We start from the raw sequence: 15963 nt of genomic DNA, 5'->3' as shown, positions 1-15963 counted from the left end.
GCGAGTAAAATTGGTCAGCAGACTTTATACCGATTCGGCTTGATCACCATATTGCACGTTTGGTGCGTCAAGCGGCAGGGTGAGCGTAAAGCGAGTAAATTGCCCCGGTTCGCTGTCCAGCGTGAGCTCGCCACCCAGTACGCCAGTGGCCAGATTGTAGGAAATATATAAGCCCAGCCCGCTGCCACCTTTGCCTAGTTTGGTGGTGAAAAACGGATCAAAAACACGTTTTTTCAACTCTTTGCTAATGCCGATTCCGTTGTCCTGATACAGGATGCGGCAATGGGTTTGATTGATTTCCGCCAGATCAAAAGTGATCAGCCCCGCGTCCTGATGCTCAAAGCCGTGCAAAAGGCTGTTGAGGATAAAATTGCTGAATATCTGCTCAAGCGGGCCGGGAAAACTGTCAAATTTGATTCCGCTTGGAAGCCGGTTGAGCACGCGATGCTGGGTCAGTTTGAGTTTGGAGTGCAACATCAGCAAAACGTCGTCAATCAATTCGGCCAGATCAAATACCCGTCGGCGGGTACTGCCGGTATCGACTGCGACCTGTTTGAAATGCGATATCAGGTCGCTGGCACGATGGATATTACGCTCGATCAGCTGACCGGCATCAATCATTTGGCTGATATAGGTTTCGAGCGTTGATTTTTTCAGCGTGTTATTTTGCAATTGTTGAATTAATTCATGACCGTTGCCACTCAGAGTGCTGCTACCCGTCAATGCGGCGCCCAGCGGCGTGTTGAGCTCGTGCGCAATACCTGCAACCAGACTCCCTAATGCGGCGAGCTTTTCCGATTGCACCAGTTTGTCCATGGCCAGATGCAGCTCCTGATTACTGTGTGCCAGTGCTCTGGTACGTTCCTGAACCCGGCTTTCCAGTGCCTCATTGGCCTCGATCAGGCGCACATTCAGCTCATGAATTTCTTTTTGGAACAGACGGCGTTCCTGATTGGTGATTGCCCGTACGGTGATATCGGCAATTTGACTCGCATGCTGGATATCATCCGGAACCCAGTTGCGCTGTTCGCCCACATGCTCAAACATCAGAATGTAATTCTGACTGCTGCTGCAAATCGGAAACATCAGAATCGATGTGATTTGTCTGGGTTTTAAATAATGCTCCGCGAGATCCCAGGCGTTGGGATGGTGCAGCGCATCGTGTGCAATCAGTGATTTGTGTTGCTGCAGGTATTGAGCAAAAACGGGAATTTGAGAATATAAAATCGGCGATTCAATGAAAAATTGCTGATTATTCTGCTGGTGCATATTCACGCAGCTCAGGCGATCTTTTTCGCACAACCATAGGCCGGCGCGTGTCAATTCCAGTATCTGGGTAGCGGCTTTGGTGATTTCCGGGCAAAACTCTTCGAGTTTGCCGTGTTCGATGGAGGGATGATTGGCCAGATTGATTAGCATGCTGCCCACACTGAGACGCAATCCGGTTTTTTGCTCCAGCTCGGCGCGTTGTTCTGGCTGGTTATGACTGAGCTGCTGCTGAAATTCAAATCCGGCTTTAAATTCGGCTAGTGCGAGTGGCATATCGAACAAGGCTTCAGCATAGCTGGCTGCGGCCAGATGCTGGCGCATCAGGATGTGCGAAAAATCGTTCTCAAGCGAAATACGCTGCCCTTCATGGATGAGATCCAGTGCACGCTGCCAGTTTGCATTCAGGGCATGAATTTGCGCCATGGCGCTATAAATATTGGCCTGTCCCCATTGATAGCTGACTTGCTTGGCCAAAATGAGTCCGCTTTCCAGCTGTTGCATGGCGGATTCCAGATCGCCTTCATCAATCGAGATCTCTGCCAGCCGGTACAAAGACTCGGCCGCATAGTCCGGAAAATGGTGAGTCAGACAGAGTTCTCTGGCTCGTTCCAGTTGCTCTCTGGCCTGGGTGTTGTGGTGACAGCGCAGCAGGTTGACCCCCAGATTGATATAGATTTTTGCTTCTAGATAAGGGTCATTGATTTCTCCGATCCGTTCGGCTGCGGATTGATGAAACCGGATTGCTGTGGCTGGATCATTCAAGGCGTCGTAAATTTGCCCGATTCCGACTTTGGCCTGCATCCAGGTTTTTGCATCGTCTTGAGCCAGCTCGATGCAACTTAGCCAGTTTTGCAGGGCGGTTCGGTATTCACCTTTGGTGTAATGCAGGCGAGCGATCTGTTCGTAAATCCGGGCTTCAAGAGTGAAGTCATGCAGCGCTTGCGCCTGTTGCACGGCTTCATACAGGACATTGCGTGCCTCAAAAGCCTTGCCTTCATGATCCATGATTTTGCCGTATAGCTCGGCTGCGCAAATCTGGTAAAAGGGCAGGCGCCATGCACGCGCTTGGGCGATTAGGTGTACGCAGGCCAGACGTGCTATTTCGGGCTGGTTATGCCAGATTTGTTCGATTTGCGTCAGTTGCGCTGCAAAATCCGGTGCTGTTTGCTCTGGTTTGATCATCGCGTGACCTGCATTCATGAATGATTCGGATGAATGATTCAGTGTGGCATGGTTTTCCAGCGGTGCTTAACTTTAAGGAGTTATATCCGGAATTCTGGCTTGATTTCTCGTTGTTCGCGCCGACGCGATTTTGGCGCCGTTGTCGAGATTTGACTGAGCCACGATTACGCTGAAAGCGATTGAAGCAGATTGGAAAAGACGATTTTTTACGGCAGCCGAATATGGGCAAATGGCCAATAAACCATCAACACAAGCTGTGGGCAGTCAAAAGGGCTTGTCCGTGGTGCTGCTCTGGCTGGAAATGAAAAAAGCCGCTAGGTTTTTGAAACCTAGCGGCTTTTCGAATTTGGTGCCCAGGGTCGGACTCGAACCGACACACCTTGCGGCGGGGGATTTTGAGTCTCGATAATGGGTCAATGAAATCAATAGTTTTCAAATAAAATCAAATACATAACCTACTCGTGCTTACCCCATTATACTGGGTTTTGCTGCACTCGCTGCAGCAAAATTGCAGCAGAAGCAGGGCGGTATAACTCTTATTTGTGCAGGATTATGGGTGAAGGAACGAGCTATACGAATAGGCAGTCATGTGACTGTATACTCGAGCACATTGTATGACCCAGTATTACACGCCGCAATCGCTGGCCGAATATCTCAGTATCAGTCCTCAAACGATTTATAACCGCCTGGCGACAGGAGCCAGCTTGCCAGTCTGTACCAAGATTGGCAAGCTGGTTCGCTTTAGCCCGCAAGATGTTGAAGCCTAGCTGGCCGCACAGCGGCAGCCCAAGCCCGAAGCTGTACACGGTATGACACCTGAATTACCACGTCGCCGCGGCCGCCCAACCAAGGCAGAGCAAATATCGCAATCGGCAGCAAGGCTGAAGATTGCCCCGCATTAACAGTGGCGGTGAAAAAGCGGCTGCTCAAAAAGCCATGCTAGGAAGCGCATATCGGCCAAAGCAGCCCCTTCGGAAGACTGACTTGCAATGAATAACCAGCACAATCTCCGCATTATTTGCAGGTATTAAGTTGCACCTGCGGTGAATATGCACCATAATCTCCGCATGAATAGCGGCGATTACAAATATATCTGGCAGTATTCCGATTGGCCAAATTGGCATTATGATTTGGCGGAGTTAGCAAACCCACTAGCTGACGTTTGTCGTGCTCAAGGTATGCTACTTGGACGACTAAGTGACGTAGGTATGAGTCTGCGCGATCAGGCCAGCCTGCAGATATTGACTGAAGATGTCCTTAAAACGAGTGAAATCGAAGGCGAGCATTTTGATGTTTCTACCGTGCGTTCATCGATTGCACGGCGTCTTGGCGTTGATATTGGTGCATTGGCACCCACAGATCGACACGTCGAAGGTGTCGTCGAGATGGTGCTGGATGCAACGACTCGCAGTGCTGAAGCCCTCACATTAAGTCGCTTATTTGGCTGGCATGCGGCTCTGTTTCCAACTGGCTTTAGTGGAATGAGCAGCATTCGGGTTGGTGAGTTCAGGGCGGACGAGCATGGCCCAATACAAGTCGTTTCCGGTCCGATTGGTCGGCAAAAAATACATTATGAAGCACCTCCAGCTGAATACCTGACACAAGAAGTGGCTCATTTTTTGGATTGGCTAAATTGCCATGACCTTAAAGATCATGCCATTTTAAAGGCAGGTATTGCACACTTATGGTTTGTGACTCTGCATCCATTCGATGATGGAAACGGGCGGATTGCGCGCGCGGTGGGCGATTTACTGCTGGCGCGCGCGGATGGCAATACTCAGCGCTTTTACAGCTTGTCGGCACAAATACAGCGTGAGAGAAGTGATTATTACAACATATTGGAACAAACCCAGAAAGGCACGCTGGATATCACGCACTGGCTAAGTTGGTTTCTTGAGACCCTACTCAGAGCAATAGGGCAAGCCCAGCTTACGCTGGATGCGGTGCTGACCAAGGCCAATTTTTGGCAACGTTGGTCGGCGACTCCGTTCAATGAAAGGCAGATCAAATTACTCAATCGTCTTCAGGACGGCTTTGACGGCAAACTGACCTCAAAAAAATGGGCTGCCATCGCGAAGTGCTCCACCGATACCGCTCTGAGAGACATTAATGAATTACTGAATTTGGGTGTGCTGCATAAATCTGAATCTGGCGGGCGCAGCACTTCCTATGAACTTTCTGCTTGATTCAAGCATGCACTAGGGCTGTAGTGGTCAACTAATTTTGGCCACATCGTTATAGCCAAGCCAATAACTGCGCTCAGCCTCGTTGGGCGCCAAACCACCGTTATGGTGGTTTGGCCTCAGCTGGCTGTAGTAGCCCAGCATGTAATCCAGTATTTCCCGCTCTGCCTGGGCAAATGAGCCGTAGCCGACCTCGGGCACCCATTCCGTTTTCAAGCTTCGGAAGAAGCGTTCCATTGGACTGTTGTCCCAGCAATTACCGCGCCGACTCATGCTTTGCTTAATCTGGCAGCGCCATAATAATTGCCTGAACTTGGTGCTGGTGTAATGACTGCCTTGGTCTGAATGGAACATCAATCCTCTAGGTCTGCCTCTGGATTCAAATGCATGACTGAGCGCCTTGCAGGTTAAATCACTATCCGGCGAGAGCGACATCGCCCAGCCGATGGGTTTTCTGGCAAACAAATCCATCACGACCGCCAAATACGCCCAGCGATGGCCGACCCAAATGTACGTCACATCGCCACACCAGACTTGATTGGGTTTGGCCACAGCAAACTGTCGCGCTAGCAAATTCGGTACTTCAATGTGCTCACGCCCAGTCTTTTTGTACGCATGACTAGGCTGCTGGCAACTCGTAAACCCAAGCTTTTTCATGCACTTTGCGGCCAGATAAAGACTCATCTGGACACCTTGCGCACTGGCCATCGTGGCAATACAGCGCGAACCTGCCGAACCATTGCTGGCGGTAAACAGCTCGCGCACTTTGCTTAAGCGTTGCACCTGCTCAGGCCGGATTGGCTTGGTGCGTTTCCAAGCTTTAAAGCTGCTGCGATGGACTTCAAACGCACGGCACAACTGCGCCACAGCGTAGCTCTGCTTGAGCTGAGCAATTATCTTAAATTGTTCAGCGAGTCCGACATCAAGAGAGCGGTAGCCTTTTTTAATATTTCCTTTTCGAGCTCAATCTGCTTGATACGCCTCTCTAATTCACGGATTTTAAGCTGATCCGGCGTCATCGGCATCGCCTTGGGGGTGATGCCGGCGCGTTCTTCGCGTAATTGCCGAACCCATTTATCCATGCTTGATTTACCGACGTTCATTGCTTGAGCGGCTTTGGTCACGGAATAGCCTTGGTCGAGCACAAGCTGCGCGCATTCGAGACGAAATTCAGGGGTGAATGTGGGTCTGGATTTGTTGTTCATTGAGTCACCTAATCGCTTACGAGGTGCAGCATAACACCTCTAATCAGGTGGCCAAATTCAGTGTGCCACTACATATCAATGAGATGGTGCGCGAGAGCAAGGAAGGCTTTGCGAGCGTTGGCTACCTGCCGGACAACCGGGAAGAGGCCGCGGGCTTTGATGAAGAAATGAACCGGATGCTGCGCAGTGTCCGGAGCGGGGATTATTTTTACCCGGCAGAGGAAATGCTCTGCAGTATGCTAAGCGACTTTGCCCAGTTTGATACACAGCAATTGAGCACCGTACGGCAGAACCTCAGCGATGCCCGAAGACAACTGACGGCTGAAGTGTTATTGGAACATGCCCAACTCATGCATCCGAAAGAAGGGGGTGCAATGCAGGCAATGATTGAGCAACTGCTGTCACAGGCATCGAAAGGCAAGCACGATTTGCATTGAGTCGACCGCCAAATGGGCTGGGTCAAGCAATAAACCGGGGTCGTGTTTGCCTCGTGATGAGCCAAGCATGACCCCGGTACCCAAATCGCAGGTGCGCTTGGATTGGTATTGAGCATCCCGGCCGACTAGCGGGCGATAACTCCATGCCGTTGGGCGCGAACCGCAGTCACCAGCTCGGCCTTGGTTGGATTGTAGTAACGCATGGCCATTTGTATCGTCTTCCAGCCCATGACTTTGGCCAAGGTCGGGGCGGGCATATGAGGTGCCAGCCGAGACGCGGTTTCGTGCCGCAAGTCGTGGAAAGTAAAATTGACCAAGCGTGCTTTATCACGCACCCGCCGGAACGCAGCACTCAGCGCATTGGTGCTTGGATAACTGAGCAACGGCTGATGCGGCTTAGGCTGTGTCGGATAGGATTTGAAGCGACTCAGCAAGAGATGCTCAATGTCTTCGGTCATGGGGACGTTGCGCGAGTCGTCATTTTTAGTGTCATCCAGCGCAATGACTTGCTCGTCGAAATCAATCTGCCGCCATGTCAGCGAGGCAATTTCACTCAGGCGCATGCCGGTGCCAATGGCCAACAAGACGGCGATTCGTAAGCTGTCATCGGGAGACGGATGGTCGGCGATGGCCGCCATCAGGCGCTGCTCCTTCTTGGCCGTCAGACGCCGATTTCGCCCTTGCGGCAGTTTAGGTTTGCGAATCAACAGGATTGGATTGTCTACGGCGATGCCCCATTCTTTTTTTGCAATCGTAAATACATGGGAAATCAGCGCCAGCTCCAGCCGGACGGTGTTGGCCGCAACGCTTTTGCGTCGCCGGTCGCGATAGGCCGCAAAATCGTTGGCGGTCAGCGACGCCAAAGAACGCAAGCTAAAGGCTTGGGTTTGCAGAAAACCAATGCGATTGAGTTCGCGCACCCGGCCTTTTTTGTCGGGGGTGACTGTTTGGCCGTATCGGGATAACGCATCGTAAAGGGTGGTTTGTTCGGCTTCGGTGCGGTCAGCAAAAACACCTTTACGCATATTGGACTCAATCGCTTTAGCCCAATCTTCGGCTTCGCGTTTGAGCGTAAAAGTTTTGCACTGGGTAGGGTAGCCTTTTTTGCGGATGGTGGCTTGCCATTGGGAATCGCCGCGTTTGAGAATCGTAGCCATACTCGCTGTACTCCAGAAGACTGGTTTTGAGGAGCAAGAGTATAGAAATGCAGATGAGGGATAATTTGGCGTCAGAAGCAAACAATGAACTGCAGCAAAATTGCAGCAATAAATCGTTTATTTCTGTCTTAGAGACGAATGAATCGTCGCTAAACCATTGATTTGATTAGTGGTGCCCAGGGTCGGACTCGAACCGACACACCTTGCGGCGGGGGATTTTGAGTCCCCTGCGTCTACCATTTCGCCACCTGGGCAGGTGCTGTAGAGCGCGCATATTAGCGATGCGCGCGGCCTTTGGCAAGCGATTTTTACTCGGAATCGGCTTTTTTCAGTTCCAGTGCACGCTCATACAGTGCATTGCGTGGCGCACCTGAGATCGCTTGTGCCAGCGAAACCGCCTGCTTGAGCGGTAGCTCGGCGATCAGTGGCGCGAGCAGGCTGTCGTAACTGCTGGCCTCAAGTTTTTCCTGTGGCGCTGCGGCGTTGACGACGATGACGGCTTCGCCGCGCTGCTGGTTACTGTCGCTGGCGATCCATTGCGCTAGCTCGGCCAGTGGCGCGCGGCGTATGGTTTCGAAGGTTTTGGTCAGCTCGCGCGCCATGACGGCTTCGCGTTCGCCGCCAAAGACTGTCGCCATGTCAGCGACGCATTCGGCAATGCGGTGCGGTGCTTCGTAAAAGACGGTGAGGTAGGGCAATTCACTCAATTTGGCGAGTTCATCACGCCGCTGTTTGCTTTTGGGCGGCAAAAAGCCATAAAACAGACTGTGCGCACAGCTAAATCCGCTGGCCGACAGTGCGCTGGTCAGCGCTGATGCGCCGGGAACTGGAATCACCTGAAATCCGGCGGCATGAACCGCAGCGGCGAGTACGGCGCCGGGGTCGGAAACGGCGGGGGTTCCTGCGTCGGAAACCTGGGCGACGGTTTGTCCTGCGGCGAGGCGTTCGATGATTTTGTCGGCCATTGCGCGTTCGTTATGTTCGCGCACTGACATCATCGGTGTATTGATGCCAAACTGTTTGAGTAATTGCCCGGTAACGCGGGTGTCTTCGGCGGCGATGACATCGGCCTGACTTAATACGGCCAATGCGCGCGCAGTCATATCACCAAGATTACCGATTGGCGTGGCAACCACATATAATGCAGACTTGCTGACAGGAATATCAGGCTTATGCACGTGAAAAATCTCCTAGGATTGGCTCATTTGGACGTCTCTGCTCTGGCAAAGCGGCTCGTCCGCCAAGCGGGTCGCGCGATCAGGTTCGCGTTTGCAGGCGCTCTACTATACGGTGCGTTGGGCGCTTCGACCACTGTCGCCACTGCTGCAGAGGTGCAAGATGCCAGTGCGCCGGCCAAACCGGGCTATATTGCGCTGCTCTTGCCGGGACAGGCCAAGGCTTTCAAATCGGCGGTTGATAATATTCGCGCCGGTGTACTGGCGGGCGAGCGCGTACACGGCGGCACTGATGCAGTGCCTTTGCGGGTTTTTGATACGACGGATAAAGAAGAAGACATTCAGCAGCAATTTAAAGCTGCCGTCGAGGGTGGTGCGCTGGCGGTGATTGGCCCCTTGACCAAGTCGGCGCTCAATTTTCTGGCCGACAGCACCGAGCTGAAAGTGCCGGTGGTCGCGCTGAATAATTTTGATCAGACGACTCTGCCGCAAGCCCAGTTGTTCAGTTTTGGTTTGGGTGTCGAGGCCGATGCTGCTGGCGTCGCCCAGCTCGTTCAATCAGAGGGCTTACGCCAGCCCCTGATTTTGCTGAGCAACGATCCGATTGCCTTGCGTCAGGCGCAGGGCTTTGCTGCCACGTGGAAAGAACAAACCGGCTCCGAGCCGGTGATGGTGACCATGGGTAATCCCAAGCGCGATGCCAGCCAGTTGAAAACGCAGTTGGCTGAAACATCCGCCGATGCGGTCTTTCTGGCGATGGACGCCAAATCGGCGCGAATGGTCAGGCCATTTATTGGCAATGAGATTCCGGTGTACGCGACCAGCCAGATTTACCCCGCCCGCCTTGGCGCAAGCGCGATGGTCGATCTGGCCGGTGTGAAATATCTTGAAATGCCCTGGCTGGCCAATCCTGATCAGGACGGGTATGACCTGTATATTCGTAACCGCAGCAATTCGAACGATCTGGAACGATTATTTGCGCTGGGGGTTGATGCCTGGCAAGTTGCCGCCATCTTGGCTAAAGGCGGCAAAGTCGAACAGCTCGATGGTTTGACCGGCGTGCTGAACATCGGCCGCGATAATGTGGTGACACGGCAAATGGTCGTGCGAACTCTGCATTAGGCCGGTTCTTCGTCATGAATGATAAAGGCCGGTACGCCGAACAATGCGCTGCAGAGTATTTGCAGCAACAAGGTTTGAAAATTGTCGAACGCAACTGGTCGTGTAAACAGGGTGAGTTGGATCTGATTGCAGTGGATGGCGCAACGCTGGTCTTTGTCGAAGTCAGAATGCGCCAATCGAGCCGCTTTGGCGGTGCTGCGGCCAGCATTACGCCGGCCAAACAGGCCAAACTCTGGGCGAGTGCCCAGCAATATTTGCAAAGTATCAAATCAGCGCCTGCGTGCCGGTTTGATGCCGTATGTATCGACGGAACAGACGGCCAGACGATTAGCTGGCTGAAAAACTGCATTACCGCATAAGCACTTAACGGTAGGCGATCAAATAAAGGATAAGTCATGGATTTGATTCAACGCGTACAACAGCACTTTGAAGAAAGCATTGCCGCCAAGCAGGCCGCAATGGATGTGCTGAGCCCGGCCATTGCGATGGCGGCAGAAAAAATGGTGCAGGCGCTGGTGGCCGACGGCAAGATTCTGGCTTGCGGTAACGGTGGCTCGGCGGCTGACGCGCAGCATTTTGCCGCCGAAATGGTCGGTCGTTTCGAGCGCGAGCGTCCGGGTTTGCCAGCGATTGCACTGACGACCGATTCGTCGGCATTGACGGCGATTGCCAACGATTACGACTTTGATCTGATTTTCTCCAAGCAGGTTCATGCGCTGGGACGTGCCGGTGATTTGTTGCTGGCGATTTCGACTTCGGGCAATTCGGCCAACGTGATTTCGGCGATTCACGCTGCGCACGACCGGCAAATGACGGTGATTGCCTTCACCGGACGCGATGGCGGCCAGATTGCTGATTTGCTGACGGGTGATGACGTCCATATCTGTGCACCGCATCCGCGTACTGCGCGGATTCAGGAAGTGCATATCACCGCGATTCACGCGCTCTGCGACGCAGTTGACTTTATGCTGCTGGGAGGCGATTGATGTTGCGAACCGGATTGAAACAGCTGGCCGGCGCAGCGTTGCTCGCAGCCAGCCTGTCGGCCTGTGTGCCGCTGGTCGTCGTGGGGGGCGCTGCCGTTGGTGCGTGGATCGGTTCTGATCCGCGCCCGGCGGCAATGATCAAAACGGATACGAAGCTTGGAGCCGAAATCCACGCCAAATTGACAGACGAATGGCGCGACAAGGCGAATGTGTCGGTCAATACCTTTAATGGCCTTGTCCTGTTGACTGGTGAAGTGCCGGACGAGGCTGCCAAAGCGCGTGCTGAAGAAATCGCACGCAGTTTTGCGCAGACCACGCGGGTGTACAACGATCTGTTTGTCGGGCCGGTGGCCAGTGCCGTGCAGCAATTGAATGACACGCAAATTACCACGCTGGTGAAAAGCCATTTGCTCGCTTCGGCTGGCGATCCGTCATCGGTTCATATTCAGGTCATTACCGAGCGCACGACGGTGTATTTGTTGGGGATGAGCAACCCGGCGCTGGCTGACAAAGCCGCCAATCTGGCCGCTTCGGTGCCTGGCGTCAGCCGCGTCGTCAAGCTGGTGCAGCCTTTGGCCGCGTTGCCGAAATAAAGCCCTGCGATGCATTTTTGATGCAAGGGTTTTCCTTGGGTATATCGACGTAGCCATTGTTTGTTAATGGTTACGATGATATACCCTTCATATTTTCAGATTCTGCAAAATATATTTCAGCAAAATCGGTTGTGCCGCAGCAGTCGGGTGTAATTGATCGGGCTGAAAATAATTGCTCTGCCGGATAATCGGTTCAAGCAGAAAAGGACTGAGGCTGAGCCGGTATTGCCGGGCGAGCTCCTGATACACGGCGGCAAATTGCCGGGTATAGTTTGCGCCATAATTGGGTGGCATCTGCATGCCGATCAGATGAACCCGCGCACCGCTGGACTGTGCTTTTTCTATCATCTGCGCCAGATTGGTTTTCATGGCTTCAATCGGCAAGCCGCGCAATCCGTCATTGCTGCCCAGCGCCAGAATGACCCACTGCGGTTGATGTTGTTTTAACGTAGCCGGGAACCTTGTCAGTCCGCCAGCTGTCGTTTCTCCTGAGACACTGGCATTCACGACGCGGTATTTTTTGCCCTGCGCCGCCAGTTGCCGATCCAGCAGCATTGGCCACGCCTGATCGGCGCTCAAGCCGTAACCCGCCGACAGGCTGTCGCCATAAACCAGAACCACCGGATCGGCCGCCTGCACACTATGGTGAAAGGCGAACACACTGAAAATTCCAACGAGGGTGCGTTTAAACATGTCCGAACAGATTCCTTTGATGATTGAAGTGCGCAATGTGCATAAACAGCTTGGGCGCGATGCAACTGTCGCTCACTCATTGACCATTTTGCACGACATCAGTTTCAGTTTACCGCGTAGCGCGAGTTTAGCCATCGTCGGTCGTTCTGGCTCGGGAAAATCTAGCCTGCTGGGCTTGCTCGCCGGGCTGGATCTGCCGACTCAGGGCGAGGTGATACTCGGCTCCTATCCGCTGCAAAATCTGGATGAAGACGGACGTGCCAAGGTGCGCGGCGAGCTGGCCGGTTTTGTTTTTCAATCGTTTCAGCTGCTGCCCGAGCTCTCCGCGCTGGAAAACGTCATGCTGCCGCTTGAGCTGGCGGGCAAGATGGATGCCGAAGCAGAAGCCCGCCACTGGCTGGCGCGCGTCGGTCTGGCGCAACGTATGCAACACCGCCCACGGCAGTTGTCCGGTGGCGAGCAGCAGCGTGTTGCGCTGGCGCGTGCTTTTGCGCCCAAGCCCGCCATTCTGTTTGCCGATGAACCGACCGGCAGCCTCGATAGTGCGACCGGCGCGGTGATTGCTGATTTACTGTTCGACCTGAACCGCGAAACGGGGACGACGCTGGTGCTGGTGACGCACGACGAAACGCTGGCGACGCGCTGCTCGCATTCGCTGCGCTTGCAAGCGGGCGAGGCTATTGACTGGCAGGTATGTGGTCAAAGCCAAGATAAGGTGAGCTTTGTATGAAGATACCCCGGTCTTGGATATTGCTATGCCAATTAAGCTTGCGGCTTTTTCGCAGCAGCATGATTGCTGGCGAATATAAAACCCTGCTGCTCGCGCTGGTGATCGCGATTGCTTCGCTCAGTGCTGTCGGCTCATTGACCGAGCGCGTTCAGTTGCTCTTGCTTGGTCAGACCAATCAGTTGCAGGCGGCCGATCTGGTGCTGATTGCCGATCATGAAATTGAACCGCGCTGGCAACAGCTGGCGCAGCAAACGGGCTTGCAGGTCGCGAGTAGCGCGACTTTTCCCTCCATGGTCAGCTTTGGCGAGCAAACGACTCTGGCTTCGGTCAAGGCGGTCAGCGCGGCTTATCCGCTGCGCGGCAAGCTCCTGCTGCTCAATCCAGTGACGCTGAAGCCGGAGGTCGCGCAGCCGCAGACATCGAATATTGCGCTACCGCTGAAGCCGGGCGAAGTGCTGATCGATCCGCGTCTGCAGGCATTGCTGAAAGTCAAAGTCGGCGAACGGGTTCAGCTCGGCCAGTTGGCGCTGACTGTGCGCGGCATTATTGACCGCGAACCCGACGCCGCGTTTGATTTTGCCAGCCTGCAGGCACGGCTGATCATCAGCGAAGCGGATTTGCCGCGCAGCGGGCTGATCGGTTTTGGTAGCCGCGTCAAATACCGGCTGATGGTTGCCGGTAGTGACAGCAGTTTGTCGCGCTGGCAGTCGCAAGTCGTTGATCAGCTTGCGCGCGGCGAGCGGCTGGAAAATATTCGCGAATCGCGCCCCGAACTCAAACAGGCAATCGATCGCGCCGAACAGTTTTTGCGCCTCGCCGCCTTGCTCGCCGGTGTGCTCGCTGCGGTGGCGATTGTGCTGGCGGCACGGCGTTTTGCCTTGCGGCATTTCGATACCGTCGCCCTGCTGCGAACATTCGGCGCGAGCCAGCGCAAGGTGCGTGCACTGTTGCTCGGCCAGCTCTTGCTGCTCGTTTTTTTCGCCGCCTTGCTCGGCGGAGCGCTGGCCTGGCTGGCGCAGACCATTCTGGTTTATCTGATCGCCGATCAGTTACCCGCGCCGTTGCCGGGTGGAACGCTCTTACCGTGGGCTTGGGCGAGCCTGTTGGGTTTGGTCTTGCTGCTGGGAACCGCTGGGCCCGTGTTGCTCAATCTGGCGAAAACACCGCCGCTGCGCGTACTGCGCCGTGAGCTGACGCTGGACATCAACTGGCTGTGGCAATATGGCATTACCTTGCTGGCCTTCGGGGGTATCTTGCTGCAAATCACGATGGACTTGAAACTGGCGGCCATAGTGGGTTGGGGTATTGTGCTGGCGCTGGCCTTGGTCGCCGCCTTGTCGTGGCTGCTGCTGAAAAGCCTGCAAGCGGTTTTCCGGCAAGGTGCAGCCAAAATCGCGCTGCGCCAAATGTTGCGTCAGCGCGGATTATTGCTCGCGCAACTGGCGGCTTTGACGCTGGGGCTGTGTGGCCTATGGCTGCTGACCGTTGTGCAAAACGACTTGCTGAGCGCGTGGCGACAACAAGTGCCAAGCGACGCGCCCAATTTTTTCGCCGTCAATTTGCAGCCCGAACAGCAGGCGATGTTCACCGCGCAGTTTGTTCAAGCCGGCCTGCCTGCGCCAAAAATTCAGCCTATGATACGCGGCCGCTGGGTGCTGCAAAATGGCCGGGCGGTGATTCCAAAATCGTTCGCCGAGCCGCGCGCACAGCGGCTGGCCGAGCGCGAATTCAATCTGTCGTGGGGCGAAGACGAGCGCGCCGATAATCTGCGCGTTGCGGGCTTGCCTTTGCGCGCCGATCAGCCCGGCTGGTCGGTCGAGTCCGGTCTGGCCGAGCAGCTTGGCATCAAAATCGGCGACACGCTGACTTTTGACATTGCCGGAACGCAGCTTTCCGCGCCGGTGGTCAATTTACGCAAAGTGAACTGGGGATCGTTTCGCGCCAATTTCTTTGTCGTTGGTTCGGCCGCGATGATGCGCGAGCAGCCGGGTAGCCTGATCAGCAGTTTTTACCTGCCGCCGACCTTGCTGGGAGTCAAGTCGAATCAGCCTCCGCGCGGCGAATCGAACCAGCAGTTTATTCCGGACCTCGTGCATGCCTTGCCCAATGTCACCGTCATCGACGTGCGGCAAGTCCTGGCGCAAGTCGAATCGGTGATTTCGCTCGCGTCCGCCGCGCTGCGGCTGGTTTTCGTCATGTGCATGCTCGCCGGGCTGACCGTCTTGCTCGCCGCACTCGACACCAACGAAGCCGAGCGTCGGCACGAGGCCGCACTGATGCGCGCACTCGGCGCCAGCACACGCAGAATCGCACAAATCTGGTGGCTCGAAAGCCTGCTGCTCGGCGCCGTGGCCGGACTGATGGCCGGCGCAATCGCCGCGCTCGGCGCATGGTATATCGCGCACGAAATCTTCGAGCTGCCCTGGGGGGGGAATTGGGGATTGCCGATCTACTCGGCATTCACCGGCATGCTTTTGAGCGCAATCACGCTCTGGCGACGGCTGATGAAGCTGGCCAAAACAACGCCGATGTTGATGTTGCAGGAGTAGGGGAGTAATTCTGTAGGGTGCACTGAGCGGGGCGAATTGCACCGAAAGTCGTGATTAGCCTGCTGCCGCAGGCGATAAACCGGCGGTTTCGCCCGCCGGACGAGCAAGGGGCGGTCTTGCCCGCCCCTTGCAACCCTCGCGCTGCCCGATCACCGCGAAACCCCGCTTGAAAAAGCCACGGCGAGGCGCCGCTACAACTCGCGTCGCGCTAACGTCGCGACGCTCAAACACTACGCGGCTTAAAACCTCGCCATGACTTTTTAAAGCGGCGCGTCTCCACGGGCAATTCGTTCTAATCAGCAGTAGGGTATATCGACAAAATCAATGTTTTCGGGCTTTAGCTGGCAATACGGGTGATAAGTATCTGCAACGGTGGAATGACATGGATTCCCCTGCATCAGCGCCGAGTGAGGTGACGCCAAAGCTTAGCGGCTTTGCCGCTTAGCGACGCGGGATACCCGAAGGGGTAAACAGGCGGGGCGGGGTTTCGGTTGCGCTTGTTTTGTTAAGCGCGACCGCCGCCTCGACTGTCCGCAGCGAGGGAATCCCGCGTAGCGGGACGCAGATGCCGGGGTCGTATATGGACTCCTCCCAGCTTGCAAGCATTTCACAGTTCTGGTTGTCGGATCGACTGCTCACGTATATCCGGCCTTCGCATTGGGCCTAATGACCCGGGCCATGA

Annotated in this window: 14 protein-coding genes and 1 tRNA gene; 9 read left to right on the top strand and 6 right to left on the bottom strand. The window is 54.8% G+C overall.

Annotated elements, in window-relative coordinates; genetic code table 11:
• Nucleotides 1–24: 24 nt before the first annotated feature.
• Nucleotides 25–2469, bottom strand: coding sequence for an ATP-binding protein (locus tag ACG2XO_RS02000; RefSeq protein ID WP_410499174.1), 2445 nt, complete (start codon nt 2467–2469; stop codon nt 25–27).
• Nucleotides 2470–3065: 596 nt separating this feature from the next.
• Between ACG2XO_RS02000 and ACG2XO_RS01995 the strand changes: the two genes are divergently transcribed.
• A complete protein-coding gene (locus ACG2XO_RS01995; protein WP_410499173.1) occupies nt 3066–3218 on the top strand; it encodes a helix-turn-helix domain-containing protein in 153 nt (50 codons plus the stop codon).
• 282 nt (nt 3219–3500) lie between these two features.
• Nucleotides 3501–4637, top strand: a complete 1137-nt coding sequence (locus ACG2XO_RS01990) for a Fic family protein (protein WP_410499172.1) — start codon at nt 3501–3503, stop codon at nt 4635–4637.
• Nucleotides 4638–4664: 27 nt separating this feature from the next.
• Here ACG2XO_RS01990 and ACG2XO_RS01985 read toward each other — a convergent pair.
• Nucleotides 4665–5839 (bottom strand): IS3 family transposase gene (locus ACG2XO_RS01985; RefSeq protein WP_410499171.1). Its coding sequence is split into 2 segments (ribosomal slippage): nt 4665–5572 and nt 5572–5839, totalling 1176 coding nucleotides; the frame shifts between segments, so codons are not numbered across the junction.
• Between ACG2XO_RS01985 and ACG2XO_RS01980 the strand changes: the two genes are divergently transcribed.
• Nucleotides 5815–6276 carry a hypothetical protein gene (locus tag ACG2XO_RS01980; RefSeq protein WP_410499170.1) on the top strand — a complete coding sequence of 154 codons (462 nt, stop codon included), beginning with the start codon at nt 5815–5817 and terminating at the stop codon, nt 6274–6276. The genes ACG2XO_RS01985 and ACG2XO_RS01980 overlap by 25 nt on opposite strands.
• Before the next feature lie 125 nt (nt 6277–6401).
• Here the strand turns inward: ACG2XO_RS01980 and ACG2XO_RS01975 are convergent, their stop codons facing one another.
• The 3 genes from ACG2XO_RS01975 to rsmI all read right to left on the bottom strand — a co-directional run bounded on the left by ACG2XO_RS01975 (nt 6402) and on the right by rsmI (nt 8536).
• Nucleotides 6402–7433: a tyrosine-type recombinase/integrase gene (locus tag ACG2XO_RS01975; RefSeq protein ID WP_410499169.1), complete on the bottom strand. Its 1032-nt coding sequence runs from the start codon at nt 7431–7433 to the stop codon at nt 6402–6404.
• A gap of 170 nt (nt 7434–7603) precedes the next feature.
• Nucleotides 7604–7687, bottom strand: a tRNA-Leu gene (locus ACG2XO_RS01970).
• Nucleotides 7688–7741: 54 nt separating this feature from the next.
• Nucleotides 7742–8536: a 16S rRNA (cytidine(1402)-2'-O)-methyltransferase gene (rsmI, locus tag ACG2XO_RS01965; protein WP_410500221.1), complete on the bottom strand. Its 795-nt coding sequence runs from the start codon at nt 8534–8536 to the stop codon at nt 7742–7744.
• Between the two features lie 75 nt (nt 8537–8611).
• Between rsmI and ACG2XO_RS01960 the strand changes: the two genes are divergently transcribed.
• From ACG2XO_RS01960 to ACG2XO_RS01945, 4 genes are read left to right on the top strand one after another with little or no spacing between them, the layout of a single operon-like run.
• Nucleotides 8612–9730, top strand: a complete 1119-nt coding sequence (locus ACG2XO_RS01960; RefSeq protein ID WP_410499168.1) for a penicillin-binding protein activator — start codon at nt 8612–8614, stop codon at nt 9728–9730.
• A gap of 14 nt (nt 9731–9744) precedes the next feature.
• Nucleotides 9745–10089 carry a YraN family protein gene (locus ACG2XO_RS01955; RefSeq protein ID WP_410499167.1) on the top strand — a complete coding sequence of 115 codons (345 nt, stop codon included), beginning with the start codon at nt 9745–9747 and terminating at the stop codon, nt 10087–10089.
• Nucleotides 10090–10125: 36 nt separating this feature from the next.
• Nucleotides 10126–10716, top strand: coding sequence for a phosphoheptose isomerase (locus ACG2XO_RS01950; protein WP_410499166.1), 591 nt, complete (start codon nt 10126–10128; stop codon nt 10714–10716).
• A complete protein-coding gene (locus tag ACG2XO_RS01945) occupies nt 10716–11309 on the top strand; it encodes a BON domain-containing protein (RefSeq protein ID WP_410499165.1) in 594 nt (197 codons plus the stop codon). Before ACG2XO_RS01950 ends, ACG2XO_RS01945 begins: the two co-directional genes overlap by 1 nt.
• Nucleotides 11310–11396: 87 nt before the next feature.
• Here the strand turns inward: ACG2XO_RS01945 and ACG2XO_RS01940 are convergent, their stop codons facing one another.
• A complete protein-coding gene (locus ACG2XO_RS01940; protein WP_410499164.1) occupies nt 11397–12002 on the bottom strand; it encodes an arylesterase in 606 nt (201 codons plus the stop codon).
• A 19-nt stretch (nt 12003–12021) separates the two neighbouring features.
• On the opposite strand from ACG2XO_RS01940, the gene ACG2XO_RS01935 reads away from it, so the two are divergent.
• Entirely contained in the window at nt 12022–12732 is a 711-nt protein-coding gene (locus tag ACG2XO_RS01935) for an ABC transporter ATP-binding protein (protein ID WP_410500220.1), read from the top strand.
• Nucleotides 12729–15281, top strand: a complete 2553-nt coding sequence (locus tag ACG2XO_RS01930; protein ID WP_410499163.1) for an ABC transporter permease — start codon at nt 12729–12731, stop codon at nt 15279–15281. The genes ACG2XO_RS01935 and ACG2XO_RS01930 overlap by 4 nt, the downstream gene beginning before the upstream one ends.
• The last annotated feature ends 682 nt before the right edge of the window (nt 15282–15963 follow it).

This window comes from Chitinibacter sp. S2-10, assembly GCF_046530675.1.
Classification (GTDB): domain Bacteria; phylum Pseudomonadota; class Gammaproteobacteria; order Burkholderiales; family Chitinibacteraceae; genus Chitinibacter.
This window is presented reverse-complemented; position numbering and strand designations above follow the sequence as displayed.

Bases quoted from the DNA above. Each gene is read 5' to 3' on its own strand.
- ACG2XO_RS02000 (WP_410499174.1), bottom strand. From the start codon at position 2,469: ATGAATGCAGGTCACGCGATGATCAAACCAGAGCAAACAGCACCGGAT.
- ACG2XO_RS01995 (WP_410499173.1), top strand. From the start codon at position 3,066: ATGACCCAGTATTACACGCCGCAATCGCTGGCCGAATATCTCAGTATC.
- ACG2XO_RS01990 (WP_410499172.1), top strand. From the start codon at position 3,501: ATGCACCATAATCTCCGCATGAATAGCGGCGATTACAAATATATCTGG.
- ACG2XO_RS01980 (WP_410499170.1), top strand. From the start codon at position 5,815: ATGTGGGTCTGGATTTGTTGTTCATTGAGTCACCTAATCGCTTACGAG.
- ACG2XO_RS01975 (WP_410499169.1), bottom strand. From the start codon at position 7,433: ATGGCTACGATTCTCAAACGCGGCGATTCCCAATGGCAAGCCACCATC.
- rsmI (WP_410500221.1), bottom strand. From the start codon at position 8,536: ATGACTGCGCGCGCATTGGCCGTATTAAGTCAGGCCGATGTCATCGCC.
- ACG2XO_RS01955 (WP_410499167.1), top strand. From the start codon at position 9,745: ATGAATGATAAAGGCCGGTACGCCGAACAATGCGCTGCAGAGTATTTG.
- ACG2XO_RS01950 (WP_410499166.1), top strand. From the start codon at position 10,126: ATGGATTTGATTCAACGCGTACAACAGCACTTTGAAGAAAGCATTGCC.
- ACG2XO_RS01945 (WP_410499165.1), top strand. From the start codon at position 10,716: ATGTTGCGAACCGGATTGAAACAGCTGGCCGGCGCAGCGTTGCTCGCA.
- ACG2XO_RS01940 (WP_410499164.1), bottom strand. From the start codon at position 12,002: ATGTTTAAACGCACCCTCGTTGGAATTTTCAGTGTGTTCGCCTTTCAC.
- ACG2XO_RS01935 (WP_410500220.1), top strand. From the start codon at position 12,022: ATGATTGAAGTGCGCAATGTGCATAAACAGCTTGGGCGCGATGCAACT.
- ACG2XO_RS01930 (WP_410499163.1), top strand. From the start codon at position 12,729: ATGAAGATACCCCGGTCTTGGATATTGCTATGCCAATTAAGCTTGCGG.